14 protein-coding genes are annotated in these 19,048 nt (G+C 73.7%); 9 read left to right on the plus strand and 5 right to left on the minus strand.

The window, feature by feature from the left end; all coding sequences use genetic code 11:
* The first annotated feature begins 73 nt into the window (after positions 1 to 73).
* Positions 74 to 1,126 carry an ABC transporter ATP-binding protein gene (locus ABZ793_RS31350; protein WP_357463885.1) on the plus strand — a complete coding sequence of 351 codons (1,053 nt, stop codon included), beginning with the start codon at positions 74 to 76 and terminating at the stop codon, positions 1,124 to 1,126.
* Positions 1,123 to 1,962, plus strand: a complete 840-nt coding sequence (locus ABZ793_RS31355) for an ABC transporter permease (RefSeq protein WP_357463888.1) — start codon at positions 1,123 to 1,125, stop codon at positions 1,960 to 1,962. Before ABZ793_RS31350 ends, ABZ793_RS31355 begins: the two co-directional genes overlap by 4 nt.
* Here ABZ793_RS31355 and ABZ793_RS31360 read toward each other — a convergent pair.
* The 3 genes from ABZ793_RS31360 to ABZ793_RS31370 form a co-directional block, all read right to left on the minus strand.
* A complete protein-coding gene (locus ABZ793_RS31360) occupies positions 1,940 to 3,022 on the minus strand; it encodes a hypothetical protein (RefSeq protein WP_357463891.1) in 1,083 nt (360 codons plus the stop codon). The two genes, ABZ793_RS31355 and ABZ793_RS31360, sit on opposite strands and share 23 nt — an antisense overlap.
* Positions 3,023 to 3,291: 269 nt before the next feature.
* Positions 3,292 to 6,108 carry an AAA family ATPase gene (locus ABZ793_RS31365; protein ID WP_357463894.1) on the minus strand — a complete coding sequence of 939 codons (2,817 nt, stop codon included), beginning with the start codon at positions 6,106 to 6,108 and terminating at the stop codon, positions 3,292 to 3,294.
* Positions 6,109 to 6,658: 550 nt separating this feature from the next.
* Entirely contained in the window at positions 6,659 to 9,550 is a 2,892-nt protein-coding gene (locus ABZ793_RS31370) for an AAA family ATPase (RefSeq protein ID WP_357463897.1), read from the minus strand.
* Between the two features lie 1,399 nt (positions 9,551 to 10,949).
* Between ABZ793_RS31370 and ABZ793_RS31375 the strand changes: the two genes are divergently transcribed.
* Positions 10,950 to 12,332, plus strand: a complete 1,383-nt coding sequence (locus ABZ793_RS31375) for an AMP-binding protein (RefSeq protein ID WP_357463900.1) — start codon at positions 10,950 to 10,952, stop codon at positions 12,330 to 12,332.
* Positions 12,333 to 12,458: 126 nt separating this feature from the next.
* Here ABZ793_RS31375 and ABZ793_RS31380 read toward each other — a convergent pair whose 3' ends face one another.
* Entirely contained in the window at positions 12,459 to 12,920 is a 462-nt protein-coding gene (locus ABZ793_RS31380; RefSeq protein ID WP_357463903.1) for a cold shock domain-containing protein, read from the minus strand.
* 168 nt (positions 12,921 to 13,088) lie between these two features.
* On the opposite strand from ABZ793_RS31380, the gene ABZ793_RS31385 reads away from it, so the two are divergent.
* Entirely contained in the window at positions 13,089 to 13,748 is a 660-nt protein-coding gene (locus ABZ793_RS31385) for a 4'-phosphopantetheinyl transferase superfamily protein (protein ID WP_357463906.1), read from the plus strand.
* A 35-nt stretch (positions 13,749 to 13,783) separates the two neighbouring features.
* On the opposite strand, the gene ABZ793_RS31390 is transcribed toward ABZ793_RS31385, so the two are convergent.
* A complete protein-coding gene (locus ABZ793_RS31390) occupies positions 13,784 to 15,193 on the minus strand; it encodes an acyl-CoA synthetase (protein ID WP_357463909.1) in 1,410 nt (469 codons plus the stop codon).
* Positions 15,194 to 15,450: 257 nt separating this feature from the next.
* Here ABZ793_RS31390 and ABZ793_RS31395 point away from each other — a divergent pair, with 257 nt between their 5' ends.
* The 5 genes from ABZ793_RS31395 to ABZ793_RS31415 all read left to right on the plus strand — a co-directional run bounded on the left by ABZ793_RS31395 (position 15,451) and on the right by ABZ793_RS31415 (position 18,982).
* Positions 15,451 to 16,155 (plus strand): HAD-IA family hydrolase, encoded by a 705-nt coding sequence (locus tag ABZ793_RS31395; protein WP_357463912.1) that lies wholly within the window; start codon positions 15,451 to 15,453, stop codon positions 16,153 to 16,155.
* Between the two features lie 248 nt (positions 16,156 to 16,403).
* Positions 16,404 to 17,345 (plus strand): ABC transporter ATP-binding protein, encoded by a 942-nt coding sequence (locus ABZ793_RS31400; RefSeq protein ID WP_357463915.1) that lies wholly within the window; start codon positions 16,404 to 16,406, stop codon positions 17,343 to 17,345.
* Positions 17,342 to 18,079, plus strand: coding sequence for an ABC transporter permease (locus tag ABZ793_RS31405; RefSeq protein ID WP_357463918.1), 738 nt, complete (start codon positions 17,342 to 17,344; stop codon positions 18,077 to 18,079). The genes ABZ793_RS31400 and ABZ793_RS31405 overlap by 4 nt, the downstream gene beginning before the upstream one ends.
* A 261-nt stretch (positions 18,080 to 18,340) precedes the next feature.
* The gene (locus ABZ793_RS31410) at positions 18,341 to 18,586 is read left to right on the plus strand and encodes a DUF5988 family protein (protein WP_357463921.1); all 246 of its coding nucleotides are present in this window, start codon (positions 18,341 to 18,343) and stop codon (positions 18,584 to 18,586) included.
* Between the two features lie 21 nt (positions 18,587 to 18,607).
* Positions 18,608 to 18,982 (plus strand): VOC family protein, encoded by a 375-nt coding sequence (locus ABZ793_RS31415; protein ID WP_357463924.1) that lies wholly within the window; start codon positions 18,608 to 18,610, stop codon positions 18,980 to 18,982.
* Positions 18,983 to 19,048 lie beyond the last annotated feature (66 nt).

Consider the following 19,048-nt stretch of genomic DNA (forward strand, 5'->3'; position numbering starts at 1 on the left):
GGCAGCCCCTAACACCCCCTAACTCGACTATCGACATCTGTCGTAGCGGTGACCAGAACGGGAGCATGGCGACGTGGACGAGGCAGTGGTGGTCGAGGAGCTGGTCAAGCAGTACCAGCCCAGCATGCCGGCGGCGGTGGACGGGCTGAGCTTCACCGTCGCCGCGGGCGAGGTCTTCGGTCTGCTCGGGCCGAACGGCGCGGGCAAGACCACGACGATCGGTGTGCTGACGACGCGGGTGCGGGCCACCTCCGGGCGGGCGACCGTCTGCGGGGCGGACGTCGCGCGCGCGCCGGCCGTGGCCCGGCAGTTGCTGGCGGTCGTGCCGCAGCGGGTGAACCTGGACCGGGCGCTGACCGTCCGGCAGAACCTGCTGTTCCACGCCGCGTACCACCGGGTGCCCCGGGCGCAGCGGGCCAGGCGCGCCGACGAACTGCTGGAGCAGATGGGGCTCAAGGAGTTCGCCAACGCCCGCACGGACTTCCTCTCCGGGGGCCTCGCGCAGCGCACCATGATCGCCCGGGCGCTCATGCACTCGCCCCGTGTGCTGTTCCTCGACGAGCCGTCCAGCGGCCTCGACCCGCAGTCCCGGCTCTTCGTGCACGACCGGGTCGCCGAGCTGAAGCGGGCCGGCGTCACCGTCGTGGTGACCACCCACGACATGGACGAGGCGGAGAAGCTCTGCGACCGGGTCGGCATCGTCGACCACGGCAAGCTGCTCACGCTGGACACCCCCGCCGCGCTGACCCGTACCCTGCCCGGCAGCAGCACGCTGACCCTCGTGGTGGCCGCCGGCGCCCCCGCCGAGGAGGTGCGGGCCGCGCTCGGCGCCATCCCCGACGTGGAGCGGGTGGAGCACTTCAAGGCGAGCCCGGGAGCCGCCGCCGCGGCGCCGACGTTCCCCGGCATGCCGCCGATGCCGATGCCCGCGCCGGCGCCCGAGGCGCCCGCCGACCCCGACGGCACGCTCTCCTTCCGGGTCTACACCGGCACCCAGCCGGCCAACGCCATCCCGATGGCGCTGAAGATCCTCGCCGACCTGGGTTGCGAGGTCCGCGACCTCAACATCGGCCAGCCCAGCCTGGAAGACGTCTTCATCCACCTGACCGGAAGGGAACTTCGGTGAGCGTCACCGCCCCCGCCACCCCGTCCGCGCCGTCGCCGGCCGCGGCGCCGCCGCCGGTGCGCGCGATGGACCAGTTCGCCACGTTCCGCGCGGTGCTCTCGCGGGACCTGTTCGTCACCGGCCGGGAGCTGGTGGGCTTCCTGCTCCAGGTCTTCATCCAGCCGCTGTTCATGCTGCTGATCTTCGGCAAGGTGCTCGGCGACCTGGGGTACGCCAGCGACGACTTCACCAACGTGCTGCTGCCCGGTGTGATCGCGCTGAACGCCTTCCTGATCGGGCTGGAGAACACCGCGCTGCCGATGGTGATGGACTTCTCCTTCACCCGGGAGATCGAGGACCGTCTCCTGTCGCCCATGGCGATCCCGCTGGTGGCCCTGGAGAAGATCGTCTTCGGCGGCATCCGTGGGTTGATCGCCGGCGTGGTGCTGATCCCGGTCGGCATGCTCATGCTCGACGTCACCTGGCCCTGGGCGGTGGTGCTCAAGGTGATCGGCGTGCTGGCGGTCGGCGCGCTGGTGGGCGCGGCGGTGGGCCTGACCTTCGGCACCCTGGTCCCGACGCAGCACATCCAGATCATGTTCACCGTGGTGATGACCCCGCTGATGTTCACCGGCGCGACCCAGTTCCCGCTGCTCGGCCTGGACTCGCTGCGCTGGTACCAGGTGATTTGTTCGCTCAACCCGCTCACCTACGTCAGCGAGGCCACCCGGTCGTTGGTCGGCCCGTCCGGGGTGGAGTCGGTGCCGCTCTGGCTCGACATGCTCGTTCTCGCCGGGGTGTTCGTGGTGTTCACGGCGATCGGCATCCGCGGTTTCATGCGCCGGGCGATGGACTGACCGGCACGAGACGGGGTGACGCCGCCGCCGCGCTCAGCGCCTGCTCGCCAGGCGAGCAGGCGCTGCGCAGATCGGCCAGGACCGCCGGGTCGAGCCTCGTGGCGCTCCCGGCACGGGACAGGTCGAGGCGGCGGCACGCCTCGTCCAACCAGCTCTGCTCGGCCTCCACGCCGATGAACTCCGCCAGCATGGTCAGCTGTGGCACCGGATCGGCCAGCAGTGTTTCGTAGCGCAGTGACATCCGCGACCCGGGCGGAACGTGCGACAGACTTTCCACCCCTTGCTGGATCAGTGACGACCACAGCCGACCGAATTCCGGTAACGGAAGGTCGGTGCCCATGATGAAATCCGGGTCCAGTTGCCCCATGAACATCTTGGCGAAATCCGGGGGCAGTAGTCGGAGTTGCCGCGGTGGCAGCGGAATGTATTCGCCGTTGAATTCCTTGGGGGGTGCGCCGGCGAGCCGCGCGGCCTCGATGGCGAGCATGATCATGCGGAATCCGGCGTGCCGACTCATCGACAACGCGCAGTCCGGCCCGTCGCGGTACATGTGGATGAATCGTGCTTCCGGAAATGTCGCCCGAAGCTGGCCCACCAGCGGCAGTGAGAGACCGGAGCGTTCCACGGTCACCGACCGGCCGAATCGGTCGCGCATCCACGCGAACAGTTGCCGGTAGTGTTCGACCACCGGCCGGCGTGGCCAGCGCCGCACCTCCCCGGCCAGTTCGTCGTGCAGCGCGTCGGGGTCGTTGGTCAACATCGGCAGGGTCATGTGGCAGATCGCCGGTACGCCGGTCTGCGGGCGGAAGCGGCCGGAGTCGTAGGGGTAGAGATGCTCCGGGACACGCAGCCCGCTGCCCACCATTCCGTCCAGGTTCGGGTCGGGTTTTGCCAGCAGCTGCCAGAACTGGAGTCCGTTGATCGGCCGCGGCGGGAACGCGCGAAGCCGAACCGTGGCGAAGAATTCACTGAGGCTCGATATCGCGGGATGGGTGTGCAGGATCGTTGACAGGAGTGTGGATCCGCAACGTCCGGTCCCGACGATGAAGGTTAGCGTCATTGCCGCCCCGCTTCCCGCGCAGCCGGTTGGACGACCGACCGACTCCATTCATTGAAGCTCGCCGTCGGACTTGAACCTACCGACGGCAAGGAGCTAAGTCCAGAGGCGAGGTGAGCCTTCCCGCATTCATCCGGCCTGGCCAAACCTGGTATCTGTTCGACAAGCGTAAATGAAATCCTTTCGGATGCGGGGGGCCGTGGACACGCCGGGGGTGCGTCGGCGTGTCCACGGCAGGTGGCGGCACGTCGTGGCCCGTACCGCCCGCACCGTCAGGACGCCTCGACCCGCGCGTCCTCGGGCAGCGGATCGGCGTGTGCCACGAGCCGGGCCGGCAGGTCCGTGCGCCGCTTCACGTCGAGCTTGCGGTACACCCTCGTCAGATGCTGCTCGACCGTGCTCACCGTGATGAACAGCTTGCTGGAGATCTGGCGGTTGGTGTGGCCCTGGGCGGCCAGCGCGGCCACCCGGCGCTCGGCCTCGCTCAGCCCGTCGTCCGGCTCCTGCGTTTCGGCGCCGGCCGGGTACGCCGGCAGCACCTCGCCCGGCTCCCGCCGGATGAGCCGCTGGGCCAGCACCGACGCCCCGCAGTCCTGGGCCAGTTGGTACGCCCGGCGGACCAGCAGCCGGGCCCGCGCCGAGTCACCCGCCCGCTGCAACGTCTGGCCGGTGTCGCCGAGCGCCCGCACCAACTCCAGCCGGTCGCCGCACGCCTGCAACAGGTTGACCGCCTCGGAGAGCAGCTTCCGCCGGTGGTCCGGGGCGGCGGTGGTGGCGAGCAGCCGCAGCGTCCGACCCCGCGCCCGGTCGTCGACCCCGTGCGGCACCCGCAGTTGCTCCTGGAGGAGCTGCGTGGCCTGCGCTTTGTTGCCGACGCTGAGCTGCACCCGGGCCAGCTCCAGCCGCCACGGCACCAGCCCGGCCGCGTCGATGCCCCAGGTGCGCATCAGCTCGCCGCACCGCCGCAGGTCGGTGATCGCGGCGTGGGGCCGCCGTGCGGCCAGGTGGTGCCGGGCACGGGCGGCCAGGTAGTGCAGGCCCAGCGGGGTGCGGAACATGCCGGGCGGAACCGGGTGGGCGAGCCACCGGTCGGCCTCGGACAACCGGGCCGCCTCGGTCGCGCAGGCGACCAGCGTGGCCAGCGGGCCCGCGACCGCCACGCCCCACGCCGGGGCGGGGAGGTCCTCCAGCGCCGTGCGGGCGTGGTGCTCGGCGCCGGGCAGGTCACCGACGCGCAGCGCCGCCTCGGCCCGGACCGCCCGGATGACGGCCCGCCACACCGGGGCGTGCCGGGCGGCCGGCCGGCCGAGCAGGACGTCTCCCCAGGCCGCGGCCCGGTCGGACCGGCCCGCCCACAGCAGCGCCAGCAGGGGAGCGGTCAGCATGCCCAGCGAGCCGTCGTCCGTGTGGTGGCGCTGGAGGAGCTGCTCGGCGGTCGCCACGGTGTCGTTCTCGGCGGTCGGCGTCAGCGCGGTGTGCAGCACCGTCACCGCCTGCAGCAGCGGGCTGATCGTGGTCGGCGCGCTCGCCGCCCGGGCCCACGCGCTCGGGGTCTCCCGCACCGTGGCCAGGTGGTCGGGGTGGGACAGGGCGACCAGCAGCCGCATCATCCGCAGCCGCGCGGCCACGCCGCCCGGGCCGTGCTCATCCTCGGTGGAGAAGCCGCTGACGGCCTCGGCGGCCTCCTCCACGCGACCCTGCCAGAGCAGGTAGGGCACGGCGGACAGGCCGACGTCGCTGGACCGCCCGGCGGCCCGCGCCGTCTCCACCAGCTCGCCGAGCTGCCCGTTCACGGCCAGCGGGTTGACCTGCCAGCGGGCGCTCACCAGCATCTCGGTGGTGGCGGCCCGCTGCCGCTCGTCGACGCACACGCGGGAGACCAGGCGCAGGCAGGCGGCGGCCACGTCGGGGCGGCCCGAGGCCAGGGCGTGTCCGGCGGCGTCCTGCAGCACCGGCACCACCCACGGCGCGTCCGCCCAGCCGGCGGCCACCAGATGCTCGGCGACCACGCTCGGCTCGGCGCCGTGGTCGTGCAGCACCTCGGCGGCCCGCTGGTGCAGGGCGCGCCGCTCGTCGGACGACATGTCGCCGAGGATCGAGTGCAGGATGCGCGGGTGGCGCAACTGGTCGGCCTCCATCAGGCCGGAGGTGCGCAGCACCCGCACCGCCGGGACCGCGGACTCGGGTGCCACGTCGAGGAGGTGACCGAGCAGCTCGGTCGGGGCGGGCCGGTCGAGCACCGCCAGTGCCTGCGCCACCCGGCGTACCCCGGGCTCGTGCCGGTAGAGGCAGCCGAGCACGGCCTGGTCGAACGCGTCGCCGACGGCCGGGCCGGCGCCGTCGCCCGTCCCGCCGCTGGCCCGCTCCTCGAGCAGCGCCCGGGTGAGCAGCGGGTTGCCGCCGGTCATGCCCATGCAGCGTTCCGCCGTCTCCCGGGCGTCGGCGGCCTCGGGGTCGCCCCCGACGAGCCGGGCGACGGCGTCCACGGTCAGCGGCGGCAGGGTGATCCGGGCGAAGTGCGGCTGGCTGAGCAACTCGGCCCGGAACAGCGGGTGCGGCGGGCGCAGCGTCGACGCCTCGGCGAGCACGACCATGATCCGGGCGTGGCGCAGCCGGCGGGTCACGTAGAGAAGGCAGTGCAACGAGGCCGGGTCCGCGTGGTGCACGTCGTCGACGACGAGGACCAGGGGCCCGGTGCCGGTCAGGTCGAGCAGGGTGGCGAAGAGGCCGTGCAGCAGGGGAGCCCAGGCCCGGTCGCCAGCGGCGGCCTCACCGCCGGGCTCGGGCAGGGACGTGGCGAAGGTGGCGTCGCCCATCAGCTTCTCGACCCGGGCCGCCGCGTCGGGCGCGAGCCGTGCACTGTGGAGCAGCTGCCCGATCACTCCCAGGTGGAGCCCGCGCTCCGCCCGTGAGCCCGCAGCGCTCATCACCTGCCCGCCGTTGGCGGCCGCCCACTCGCCGAACGCCTCCAGCAGACTGGTCTTGCCGCTCCCCACCGCGCCCGTGACCAGCGCGACGTGACCTCGCTGCTGCTCCTCGCACGCGCGGAATGCCCGCCGGAGGCGGGTCGTCTGCTCCTCCTGCTGCACCAACACCAGCGTGTCAGCCCTTCTCGTACGCGGTGCGGCGCCGGAACCCCGGCGCTGCCCGACACCGCCCCCTTGCCGGACAGCCGCCCCTCCACCGCGCCCATCGGGGGTAGGGGTGGAGCGCACCGGGCCGCCGTGCCGGGTGGACCTGGAAATTCACTGCCGAACCATGCCGATCACCGGACGGTCCGTGTGCCCAGGCGAGTCTGGCACCGGGGTGGTTGTGCGACAACGGGCGCGGGACCCCATCGTTTCGCGCGCAAACGTGCGGATCTTGTCCGTCGATAGGGGTTGCGCGATGCGCCGCAAGGGGTGTCGAGTTTGGCCGGACGGCCCGAGATGACGACACCGTGAACGACGGGTTTCCGCGGTACGCCTCGACGTTGCCATACCGCGTTCCCGCGCGCATGCCCGACGGACGGAGTGTGACCCGACGAACAGCCGCCCTCGGTTGCCGGGCGGCGGTCGCCCGCCGGCCGGAGCGAGTCGGCGGGACGCGGTCAGGCCGGAACGGCGCGGGTGGACGGCGCCGGTGGACGGCGGGTGACGGTCAGCGGAACCGTGGTCCGGGGGGACGGCCCCCCGGTTCACCCTGGCCGGGCGACGGCGGGTGCAGCGGGGTCGCGCCGGGCCGGTGCAGCCGCAGCCGGGCGGCCAGTTCGTTGCGCGAGTTGACGTTCAGCTTCCGGTAGATCCGGGTCAGCCGCTGTTCGATGGCGCTGACCGTCAGGAAGAGTTTCTCGGCGATCTCGCGGTTGGTGTGGCCCTGGGCGGCCAGGGTGGCCACCTGGGACTCCGCGTCGTTGAGCCCGTCGACCACCACCGCCGTGCCCGCGGGGCCCTCGGCCGAACCGGAGCCGGCGGTGGCCGTGCTGGCCCGCAGCAGCGGGATGCCGCACTCCTCGGCGAGGACCCGGGCCACCCGGGCCGCGGCGCGGGCCTCCCGCCGGTCGCCGGCCTGCTGGTAGGCGTGGCCGAGGTCGGTCAGGTTGTGCGCCAGCTCCACCCGGTCGCCGCACTGCCGCAGCAGCCGGGCGGCGCTGCGCAGGTGGGTGATCCGGTCCGGCCCGTCCTCCGCGGCGGCCAGCACCCGCAGTGCGGCGGCCCGGCAGCGCAGCTGGACGGGTCGCAGCCGGGCCAGCTCCTCCCGGACCAGCTTCCCGGCCTGCTGGCGGCGGCCCATCCGGAGCAGCGCCCGGGCGGACTCCGTCCGCCACGGGACCAGACCCGAGTGGTCCAGCCGCCACGAGCTCATCAACTGCCCGCAGAGCTGGAAGTCGGCCAGCGCGCCCTCGGGGCTTCCCGCGGCGAGTGCGTGCGTCCCGCGGGCGTGCAGGTAGTGCAGCCCGATCGGGGTCTTGAACATCGCCGGCGGGACCGGCACCTGGAGGCAGGCGGCCGCCGCGTCGAGCTCGTGCATGAAGGTGAGGGCCCGTAGGCGGACGGCGAGCGGCATCCCGATCGCCACCCCCCAACCCTTCGGCGAGAGCTGGCCCAGCGCCTCGTCCGCGAGCCGCTCCGCGCGGGGCAGGTCGCCGAGCCGGCCGCTGACGGACGCCCGGAGGACCGCGAGGGTCGCCGATGGCGAGGGGTGGCGTCGGGCGGCCGGACTTCGCCCCAGCCGGTCGCACCAGTCGCCGGCCAGGTCCAGCCGGTCGGCGTAGATCATGGCGATGATGGCGCAGACGCTGGTCCACATGCTCGACTCGTCGTCCAGCCCGCTGGTGGACAGAGCCCGCTCGGCGTCGTCGACCACCGTGGCGTCACCGCGTTCGAGCGCGGCGGACAGCAGGGAGGCTCCCTCGAGCCCGCGCCTGACCTTGGCCATGGTGAACGGGTCCCGGGCGGCGGTGGTGGGCTTGGGCCGGTCGACCGTGACCCCGGGATAGAGGGTGGACATCCAGCCGGTGGTGACGAGCAGCTCGGCCGCGGACCGCGGATCCGCGCTGTCGGCCCGGTCGTTCAGATGCTGGACGAGTTCGACGGCCTTGTCGACCTCACCGTGCCAGAGCAGGTACTGGATCGGCCCCGCCGCCTGCTCGCTGCCCAGGTGCCCGGCGCGGACGGCGGTGGCGACGCCGATCAGGTGGGGGACCGCCGCCTGCGGGTCGAGCTGCCACTCGGCGCGGGCCAGCGCGGAGCGGATCCGCGCCCGCAGGCAGTCGCCGACGGCGTTCCGGTTCGCCCGGCGCAGATACCGCAGGGCGGTCTCCACCTCGCCGTCGACCAACGCCTGCTCGCCGGCGTCCAGCAGGCTGTGCGCCATCCAGGGCTCGGTCAGCTCGTCGAGCTTGGCCAGGTGCGGCGCGATCCGTGCCTGCGGCGCGCCCTCGTCGTGCAGCAGGCGGGCCGCCTCCAGGTGCAGCCGGGCGCGTTCCTCGGCGGTCATCCCGTCGAGCACCGCCTGACCCACCGCCGGATGCCGCAGCCCCGCCTCGGTGACCAGCCCGGCGCTGGTCGAGCCGTCGACGGCGCCCAGCGCGGACCGCGACCGGGCGCCGACGAGCTGGGGCACCAGGTTGCCGTGCAGGGAGTCGCCGGTCACGGCGAGCACCCGGGCGGCCTCGAGGACCGGGTGGTCGCAGCGGTACAGGCAGCTCAGGACGGCTTCCCGGAACGATTCGCCGGCGACGGGGTGGTCCGCGGACCGGGGCGCGGCGGCCTGGTCGTCGGCGAGCGCGTGCACCAGCAGTGGGCTGCCGCCACTGATCCGGTGACTCTCCTCGGCGATGGTCCGGGCGACCGGGACGTCGAGGCGGTGGGCGAGCACCTGGAACGTCCCCTCGACGGTGAGCAGCGGGAGCCGGATGCGGTGCAGCCGCGCGGGTTGCAGCAGCTCGGCGTAGACCTCGGGGCGCCACGGCCTGGTGCGCGGCGCCTCGGTCAGCAGGACCAGCACGGGCAGGCCGGCGATCCGCCGGGCCATGTAGTCGAGGCACCGCAGCGACGCCACGTCGGCGTGGTGGACGTCGTCGACCGCGACGACGAGCGGGCCCCGGGCGGTCAGCTCGAGCAGGGCCCCGCCGATCGCGGCGGTGCTGCGGGCCGTGTCCTCGTCGTCGGCGCCGTCGACGTCGGCCCAGGCGAGGGAGCCCGCGTCCAGCAGCCGCCCGACGCGGGCCCGGTCGTCGGGATCCAACGACGCGGCCCGGACGAGTTGGCGGACGACCTCCAGCGGGACGGTGCGTTCGGCGCGGGACGCGCTCGCGCCGAGGACGCGCGCCCCGGCCTCGCCGGCCCGCCGGGCGAAGGCCTGCAACAGCGCGGTCTTGCCGGAGCCGACCGGGCCGGTCAGCACGGTCACCGTCCGGCCGGTGGGGGTGCCGCCGGTGGCGATCAGGTCCGCGAGCCGGCGTTCCAGCAGGTCGAGCTGGCACGACCGCTCGGTCAGCTCCATCGACGCGGCCTCCGGAGGAGCGGGCGGCCCACGGTCACCGGACACGCCAGCTGCCCTGCGCGGCCCTGGAGCTCGACGAAATCGGAGACCGGCAATTCTCGACCCATTCCAGTTTTGGTTATATAGATCGCCGTCGAGGAGTGGCGGGCAACCATCGACCGACTTGACCGACTGGTGGCTCCGAGTTGCAGCCCGCCAGCGCCGGTGATAATTCCCCAGCTCCTCTCGGCCGGTCTCCCCCTATCGACCGCCGTGATGGTGGGAGTATGGCAGTTCGGCAATTGGGCGGCAAGCCGAGGTTTGTAAAGGATAGGCAAACATCGTTCGGGTGTCCTTGCCGTCGACATCACGCGTCGGGTGCGGGATTCACAACAGAAAGTCGCCGCCTGATCCCGTAACGTGACCAGGCGTTGCGCCGGTCGTCCAGGTCGCATTTCCTGGCGATGTCGGCCATAGGTTGTCGCGCCTTCCCGTGCTAGGCGTGCGCGAGTCGCCCGCGGGGCCGCGAGCGAGGTCCGTCCCCGCCCGGCCCGGCCGGCCGTGTCGTCGTGCCACTCGGGACCTGCCCGGTCGGCCGCCGGAGGGGTGGGCGGAGCCTGGCGCCGGTCGGATGAGGGCAGTTCAGCCCGGTCAGCCCGGTGGTGACGGCCGGTTGGGGCGAGCGCTGGCCCCGCCCGGCCGGTCCTCACGAGCGACGTGCGACGCCCCGCGCTCGGGGTTCTGGTCGCGTCGCCGGTCGGTGGCCGGCCCGCCCGTCCCGGTCCGGTTTCCGGGAGGTGCCGGCTGCCTGGTGGGCCGGCGGGAAATTGTGAGAGATCCTCTGTTTGCTCCGAGGTAATGCGTCCCCCACGCCGATGGCGGTGGTTGCGTCGGCCGGGTGGGAAGGGCCTGCGTCGCGGCATCGTGCCGGGCATGCCCGATTCGGACCTTTGGGAACATTAAGCGATTATGTTGTTAAAAATGAATTATGCGACCAGTGGTCGTCGGGAGCGGGTGTCGCCGTCGGCGCCAGGCCTGTTTAAAATTGAAGGAAATTGGCTCTTTGAAATTGAAGGAGATTGGTTCGCGGGAACCGATTTTCCGTCGTTTCGTCCGGTGGTCGGCCGACAATTCCGCCGTCGATGGGACTCCACTGTTGACCGCTCCTGGCGGACGGTATTCTCTCCACAGTGTCGCGTGGGCGCCAGAAGGGTCCTGCCGGCCGTCGCCAAAGGCGGGGCCATATCGCGTCCGACCTGGCCCGCCGTCGTCGGCAGGGGACCTGGCCGGGTGGCTAGGGGTTGTGCCGGACCATTGCGCAGCCTAATTTCGGGACACCCGCGTCGATGGCGGGATGGCCGGATATGGGGCTGCTCGAACCCCATGACGTGAAGGGTCCTGTGGCCGTCGTGATGTCCCAGTTGCTGCCGCGACTCGTGCACGTCCCTGGCAGGGGATAACGGGGATGACGCTGCTGCCGGCGCTGCGGGGATCGGGCGCGGACCGGGCCGATGCGGTCAGGGTGGCCGGCGGCACGCTCTCCAGTGAGGCCCTGCTCGGCTGCGTCACCGCGGTCGCCGACCGGATCAGGGACGCCGGCGTGGTCGCGGTCGACGCCACGCCGACCCTGGAGACGGTCGTGGGCATGCTCGGCGCCGTCCACGCGGGCGTTCCGCTCGTGCCACTGCCGCCCGACGCTGAGCAGCACGAGCGGAACCGCATCCTGCGGCAGTCCGGGACGACGGTGGTCCTCGGAGCGCGCCAGCCCGGCGGCGACCGGCTGCCCACGGTTCCCGTCGACCTGCGTCAGCGCTCCTCGACGCACCATCCCGAGCCCGAGCCGGGCGCCGACGCGGTCATCCTCTACACCGGAGGAGCCGCTGGGCCGTCGCGCGGGGTGCGCATCTCGCGTCGCGCCATCGCCGCCGACCTCGACCTGCTGGCCGACGCCTGGCGCTGGAGCGGGGAGGACGTCGTGGTCCAGGGCGCGCCGCTGTTCCGGGCGTACGGCCTGGTCGTCGGTCTGCTCGGCGCGCTGCGGACCGGCAGCCGCTTCGTCCACCTCGACCGGAACGCCTGCGCGGGGCCGACCGGCACCATGTACCTGGCACTGCCCGCGCAGTGGGCGAGGATCGCGCGGAACGGCCCACTGGCCCGGTCGCTGGCCGCGGCGCGGATCCTGATCTCCGCGGACGCCCCGCTGGCCACCGCCGTGGCCGAGCGGCTCCGGCTGCTCACCTCGCACGCACCGGTCCAGGCGTACGGCACGACCGAGACCCTCGTCGCGATGACCGGTCGGGCCGGCGACCCACCGGTCGACGGAGCCGTCGGCACCCCCCTGCCGGGCGTCGAGACCCGGGTGCTGGACCACGAGGACCGGCCCGTGCCGGCCGACGGCGAAGCGGTGGGCGAGCTGAGCGTCTGCGGGCCGACGCTGTTCAGCGGCTACGTCGACGGCGGCGGACGGAGCGCGGCCGGTCCCTGGCACGCCACCGGTGACCTGGCAACCGTGGCCGCCGACGGGTCACACCGGATCATCGGACGCCGAGGGCTCGACGTGGTGCACAGCCGCGGCCGGCGGGTGCACGCCGGCCAGGTCGAGGAGGCGTTGATGAACCACCCCGGCGTCCGGGACGCCGCCGTCGTCGGCACGCCGCACCCCACGCTCGGCGAACAGGTCACGGCCTACGTCGTCGCCACCGAGAACCTGACCGCGCAGGTGCTGATCGACCACGTCGGGCGGCACCTCTCGGCCGCCCAACGCCCCCGCCGGGTGCACTTCGTCGACGAGTTGCCCCGCACCGCGCTCGGTCGGATCAGGAAGTCCCTGCTGGTCGCCGCCGGCTGAACCGGCCGGTCGGCACCATGCCCGACCGGGTCGCGGCAGACTGGTCCGCGCCGGCTCCTCGTGCAGACGCTCCCCGTGCGGCTGGTCCGCGCCGCGCCGGTGGTTCCGCGACGAGGCGGGCGGCGGTCAGCCCTCCACCCAGCCGTGCCGTCGGGCCAGGGCCAGCATCCGGGCACGCACCGCCACGATCTGCGCCCCGGTCAGGTCCGGCACGGAGGTCACCAGCGCCTCCGTGGTCTCCGCGGAGAACGCCCGCTCGGAGAGCACGTCGCACAGACCGTCCTCGTCGTCCGCACCGCCCGCGACCTGCCCGCTCTCCCGACCCTGCCCGCCGGCAACCGGCACGCCGGCCCGGGCCGTCCCGGCCCGCTCCACTGCCGCTGCCGCGCCGACCACCCGCACCAGCACGGCCTTGGGGCCGCGGTCGGTCTCCACCGCGTCATACTCCACCGGGACGCCGGGCGTCAACGCCCACTTGTCACCGTCCAGCATGTTCGCGTGCACGAACACGTCGTCGCTGCCGTCGTCCGGGGCGATGAACCCGTAGCCCCGCACCTCGTCGAACCGCACCACCTTGCCAGTGAGCATCGCTTTCCCGCATCCATCCGACCGATCCGCTGTCCCACCCGTGGGTCGGGGCACCCCCCAGACTGGCAGCCGCTCGCGCGGCCCGGCACCCGTACCCGACCCCTATGGTGCACCCTACGGCCGGCGTCGGGGCGGTGCCGGCCGCCGCAGCGCCTAGCATCGGCGACCGTGATCGAGCAGATCCTGCCCTCCGCCGTGGCGGTGGCCGAGTCGTTCGCCGACCCCGCCGGCCTGACCCTGTTCCCCGAGGAGGAGGCGCTGATCGCCGCGTCGGTGGAGAAGCGCCGCCGGGAGTTCACCACCGTGCGGCACTGCGCCCGCCGGGCGCTCGGCGAGCTGGGCTTCCCCCCGGTGCCGATCTTGTCCGGCGTACGGGGCGCCCCGGTCTGGCCGGACGGCGTGGTCGGCAGCATGACGCACTGCGAGGGCTACCGGGCGGCCGTCCTCGGGCGTACGGCGGCCTTCGCCACCCTCGGGGTGGACGCCGAGCCGCACGCGCCGCTGCCCGACGGGGTGCTCGACGCGATCGCCCTGCCGGCCGAGCGGGCCCGCACCGCGGCGCTCACCGCCGCCGACCCGTCGGTCTGCTGGGACCGCCTGCTGTTCAGCGCGAAGGAGTCGGTCTACAAGGCGTGGTTTCCGCTCACCGGCCGGTGGCTGGACTTCGCCGAGGCGGACATCGTGCTCGATCCGGCCGGGACGTTCACCGCCCACCTGCTGGTGCCCGGCCCGGTGCTCGGCGGGGTGCCGGTGGCCGCCTTCGCCGGCCGGTTCCTGGTCGGCCGGGGCCTGGTGGTCACCGCGATCAGCATCCCGGCGGCCGTCTGACCCGCTCGCTCCCACCAGGGTCGCCGACCGACCGGTCAGTCCGCCAGCAGCCGGTTCTTCTGCACCTTCCCGAGGGCGTTGCGGGGCAGCGCGTCGACCAGGCGCACCTCGCGCGGCCGCTTGTGCGCGGACAGGTGCCGGGCCACGAAGTCCACCAGCTCCGGCCCGTCCACCCCGTCGCCCACCACGTACGCGGTGACCTGCTGGCCGAGGTCCGGGTGCGGGATCCCCACCACGGCGGCCTCCCGGACTCCCGGGTGCGCCAGCAGGGCGTCCTCCACCTCGCCGGCGCCGATCCGGTAGCCGCCGCTCTTGATCAGGTCGGTGGACGCCCGGCCGACGATCCGGTGCCAGCCGTCGGGGTCGACGGTGGCGACGTCGCCCGTGCGGAACCAGCCGTCCGGGGTGCTGCTCGCCGCGTCGGCGTCCGGACGGTTCAGGTACCCGTCGAAGAGGGTGGGGCCGCTGACCTGGAGTTCGCCCATCGCCGCCCCGTCGGCCGGCAGCGTCGCGCCCTGCTCGTCGACCAGCCGCGTCCGCACTCCGGGCAGCGGCAGCCCGACGGTGCCCGACCGACGCGGGCCGTCCGCCCGGGCGCTCACCGTGATCAGGGTCTCGGTCATCCCGTACCGCTCGACGACCCGGTGGCCGGTGAGCGCGGCGAGGTCCGCGAAGACCGCCGCCGGCAGCGCCGCGCTGCCCGAGACGAGCAGCCGCGCCGGGCGCAGGGCCCGTGCCGCGTCGGGGGCGGCGGCGACCCGGGACCACACCGTGGGTACGCCGAAGTACATCGAGCCCCCGGCGGCCGCGTACCGCTCCGGACGCGGCCGGCCGACGTGGTGCAGCCGGCTGCCCAGCCGCAGCGGCCCGAGCACACCGAGCACCAGCCCGTGCACGTGGAACAGCGGCAGGCCGTGCACCAGCAGGTCGTCCGGCGTCCAGGCCCAGGCGTCGGCCAGGCCGTCAAGGCACGCGGCGACCGCGCGGCGGGAGATCACCGCGCCCTTCGGCGCGCCGGTGGTGCCGCTGGTGTAGAGGATCAGCGCGGTGCGGGCCGGGTCCGGCTCCGGGTGCGTGGTGTCCGAGCGCCGGGTCAGGTCGATCGGGACGACGGTCCGGCCCGCGCCGTCGGCCGGGCGCTCCGCGTCGGCCGGGACGAGCAGCGCCGTCGACCCCGAGTCGCGCAGGATGTGGTCCCGTTCCATCGGACCGGCGTCCGGCGGCACCGGCACGACCGCCGCTCCGGCGGTCAGCGCGCCGACCACCCCGACCACCGTCTCCAGGGTCGCGGTCGCCTCGATCGCCACCCGGTCGACGCCGCGCAGCTCGTCCGCGACCGCCGCGGCCAGGCGGCGCAGCTCCACCCCGGACACCGCCCGGCCGTCGACGCGGATCGCGTCCGGACGCTCGTCGGTGCCTTCCGAGAGCCAGCTCAGCAGCGGCATGGTGCGACCCTTCTCCAGCGGCTCGGGCCCGGCGTCGGATCGGCCGGGCCGTGACCCGGGTCGGAGCGGCCGGGCGTGACCCGGTGCCGGACCGGGGGTCCGGGACGCCGGTAGGGTCGGCGGTGCGCCGGTGGTTCCGGGCGGGTGCGTACGCCCGGCCGGCAGGCCCGGGACGACGATCCCGACCGTAGTCGGGGCGTCCCCCGGCCTGCCACCCCTACCGGCCGGCGAGGTCGGACGGGCGGGAGGTGGCGTCGGTGGCCGGGGAGACGACGGAACGGGTGCCGGTGCCCGCGAGCGTCCGGGCCGTGGTGCTCGACCTCGACGGGGTGCTGGTCGACAGCCTCGCCGTGGCCAGGGAGGCGTTCGCCCTCGCGTACGGCGAGGTGGTCGGCGACGGCGTCGCCCCGGTCGAGGAGTACTGCCGCCACCCGGGCCGGTACCTGCCGGACGTGCTGGAGCTGATGGGCCTGCCGGCGGCGCTGGCCGAGCCGTTCGTCCGGGAGAGCAACCGCCTCGCGCACCGGGTCACCCCCGTCGACGGGGTGACGGAGCTGCTCGGCACGCTGCGGCGGCGGGGGATCGGCCTGGCCGTGGCGACCGGCCGCAGCGGCGTACGGGCCCGGGACCTGCTCGGCCGACTCGACCTGTTGCCGCTCGTCGACCACGTGGTGGGCTCGGACGAGGTGCCCCGGCCCAAGCCCGCACCGGACATCGTGCGGCAGGCGCTGCGGCTGCTCGGGGCCCGGCCGGCGGAGGCGCTCATGGTCGGTGACGCACCGAGCGACCTGCTCAGCGCGCGGGCGGCCGGGGTGGTCGCGGTGGCCGCGCTGTGGGGCGAGTCCGACGAGGAGGCCCTGCGTGCCGCCGGCCCCGACGTCGTGCTGGCCCGGCTGGACGAGCTGCTGCCCCTCTGCCCGGCGCCCGGCCCACCCCACCGCGTCGACGGACACGCGCGGTAACCGGCCAACACCCCTGTCGCCGCGCCCGGCTCGCCGGTCGACACCCCTGTCCCCGGGTCGTATCCCGTTCGAAACCCCCGATTCGTCAACTGATCGATTGATTCGTACCTCCGTTGGACGGATGATGTCGGGCGTCGGCCGGCCTCGCGGGCGGGCCGGCGCTGGCACGTCACCGCAGCCGACGCCGCGATCAGCCGGGGGTCCCGCCCGCTCCGACGGCCGCCCGCACGTGAAGGAGGACCACGCCCATGCCGGTCATCGAAGTCGATCATCTGCAGAAACGGTACGGGGAGAAGGTCGCCGTCGCGGACGTCTCCTTCACCGTCGAGCAGGGCGAGATCTTCGGCGTGCTGGGCCCCAACGGGGCGGGCAAGACCACCACCGTCGAGTGCGTGCAGGGGCTGCGCCGGCCCGACGGCGGCACCATCCGGGTGCTCGGGCTCGACCCGATCCGCGACCGCGCCGAGGTGTGCCAGCGCGTCGGCGCCCAGCTCCAGGAGAGCCAGCTGCCCGACAAGGTGCGGGTGTGGGAGGCGCTGGACCTCTACCGGTCCTTCTACCGCAACCGGGCCGACATCGACGAGCTGCTGACCGGCCTCGGCCTGGCCGAGCAGCGCAACACCTACTTCCAGAAGCTCTCCGGCGGGCAGAAGCAGCGGCTGTCGGTGGCGTTGTCCCTGGTCGGGCGGCCCGAGGTCGCCATCCTCGACGAGCTGACCACGGGGCTCGACCCGCAGGGCCGCCGGGACACCTGGGACCTGGTCGAGCGGATCCGCGACCGGGGCGTCACGGTCGTGCTGGTCACCCACTTCATGGAGGAGGCGGAACGCCTCTGCGACCGGCTCGCGATCATCGACCAGGGGCGGGTGGTGGCGATCGACAGCCCCTCCGGTCTGCTCAACCGCGTGGGTACCGAGCACCGGGTGCACTTCCGGCCCGACGAGCCGGTCCAGGACGCGCTGCTGCTCGGGTTGCCCGACGTGACCGGGGTGTCCCGCGACGGCGCGGAGGTGACGGTGACCGGCACGGCGGACGTGCTCCAGTCGGTCCTGTCCGCGCTCAACGGGGCCGGCATCCGCTACACCGCGCTCCGGGTCGAGCAGCCCAGCCTCGACGACGCGTTCGTGTCCCTCACCGGCCGTGCCGGCCGGACCGCCACGCAGTCCCCGACCGACGGGAGGTCATCGTGAGCGCCCTGACCAAGCTGATCGCCGTCGAGACGAAGCTGTTCCTCCGGGAGCCGGTGTCGCTGTTCTTCGTCTTCGCCCTGCCGATCGGCCTGATGCTCGTCTTCGGGCTGCCGCAACGCGGCGGCACGGCCGCCGGCACCGGGCAGCACGCCGAGCAGACCTTCCTGCCGTCCCTGGCGCTGTCACTGACGATCGGTATGCTCGCGCTCTTCACCCTGCCGATGGCACTCGGCATCTACCGCGAGCGCCGGGTCCTGCGCCGCCTGGCGACCACCCCGGTGCAGCCCGCCCTCCTGCTGGTGGCCCAGGTCGTGGTCAACCTTGTGGCGGGCGTCCTCGGTGCGGTGATCACCTCGATCGCCGTACGGTTCCTGCTGGACCAGCCGGCGCCGGCCAATATCCCCGGCTTCGTGCTGGCGTTCCTGCTCGGGGTGGCCTGCCTCTTCGCCGTCGGGCTGCTGATCGCGGCGCTGGCGCCGTCCGCCCGGGCGGCGCAGTCGATCGGCCCCGCGCTGTTCTTCCCGCTGCTCTTCCTGGCCGGCGCCTGGCTGCCCCGGGACCGGATGCCGGCCGCCCTGGCCCTCATCGCCGACTACTCGCCGCTGGGCGCCACGGTGGACACCATCGGCGCGGCGTGGTCGGGTGCCAGCCCGCAGTGGGGGCAGCTGCTCGCCCTGGCCGTGACGGCCGTGCTCGGCTCCGTGCTGGCGACCCGCTTCTTCCGCTGGGAGTGAGTCGACCGGTTGGCCGGCGCCCGGGCGCGCGGAAGCATCGTCGCTGCCCAGGGCGGGTCCTAGGGGTCCGCTAAGGGTGTCCGGGCGGATGTGACCTGGATTACGTTCGCTGCGGAACGGGCGGCCGGCCACCGGAACAACGACGTTCGACCCGGAGCGTCCGTTCACCCCGGCAACGGGTGTCGTCAGACCTGTGTGGACGCGTCCGCCGGCCAGCGGCGGGCCCGTCCGAGGTGTGCGGAATGCGACGGAGGTCGTGCCATGAAGGACTTTTCGCAAGCTGATCCGGTCGCCCGGGACGTCGCCGGCGTCATCGATGCCGTCCTGGAGGGCGGCCCGGCCGATCTGCCGGCCGACCTGCGCAGTCACCGGGTGGCGCGGGCGGAGGAGAAGATCAAGGTCCGGCACTACGGAGGGTACGAGCACTTCGAGCGGGGCAACGCCCCGGAGACGGCCGAGGTGCCCGTGGTGTTCCGCTGGACCGGTCGGACCCGGATCGCCGAGTAGCGGAAAGGGGGCGCGAGTCTCATGAGGTCAGCGAACGACGGGCCGGGGCCCCACCTCTCGGTCAGCGACACGGCCGAGGTCGTCGCCTTCTACACGGACGTCCTCGACGCCGTCCAGCTCCAGCGGGAGTGCCTGCTCGACGGCCGCGTCCTGCACGCGGAACTGGCCGTCGACGGGCACCGGCTGACCGTCAGCGAGTGGGACGGGGCGGGGTCGCCAACCGAGGGCGGGGACGACGTGCTGACCATCGAGCGGACCGACCCCGAGGCGGTGCTGCGGCGGGCGCTCGCCGCCGGTGCCCGCGTCGAACCGCCGGCGGGTCCGGCGCACCAGCCGACCCTGCGCGATCCCGCCGGCCTGTGCTGGACCGTCGTCGGTCCGCGGCAGCCGGCGTAGGCGAACACACCGCCGCCCGTCGGGCGACGTGACCAGAGGCCCGCGCTCGTCCGAGCGCGGGCCTCT

The organism is Micromonospora sp. NPDC047465, from assembly GCF_040643125.1.
Taxonomy (GTDB): Bacteria; Actinomycetota; Actinomycetes; order Mycobacteriales; family Micromonosporaceae; genus Micromonospora.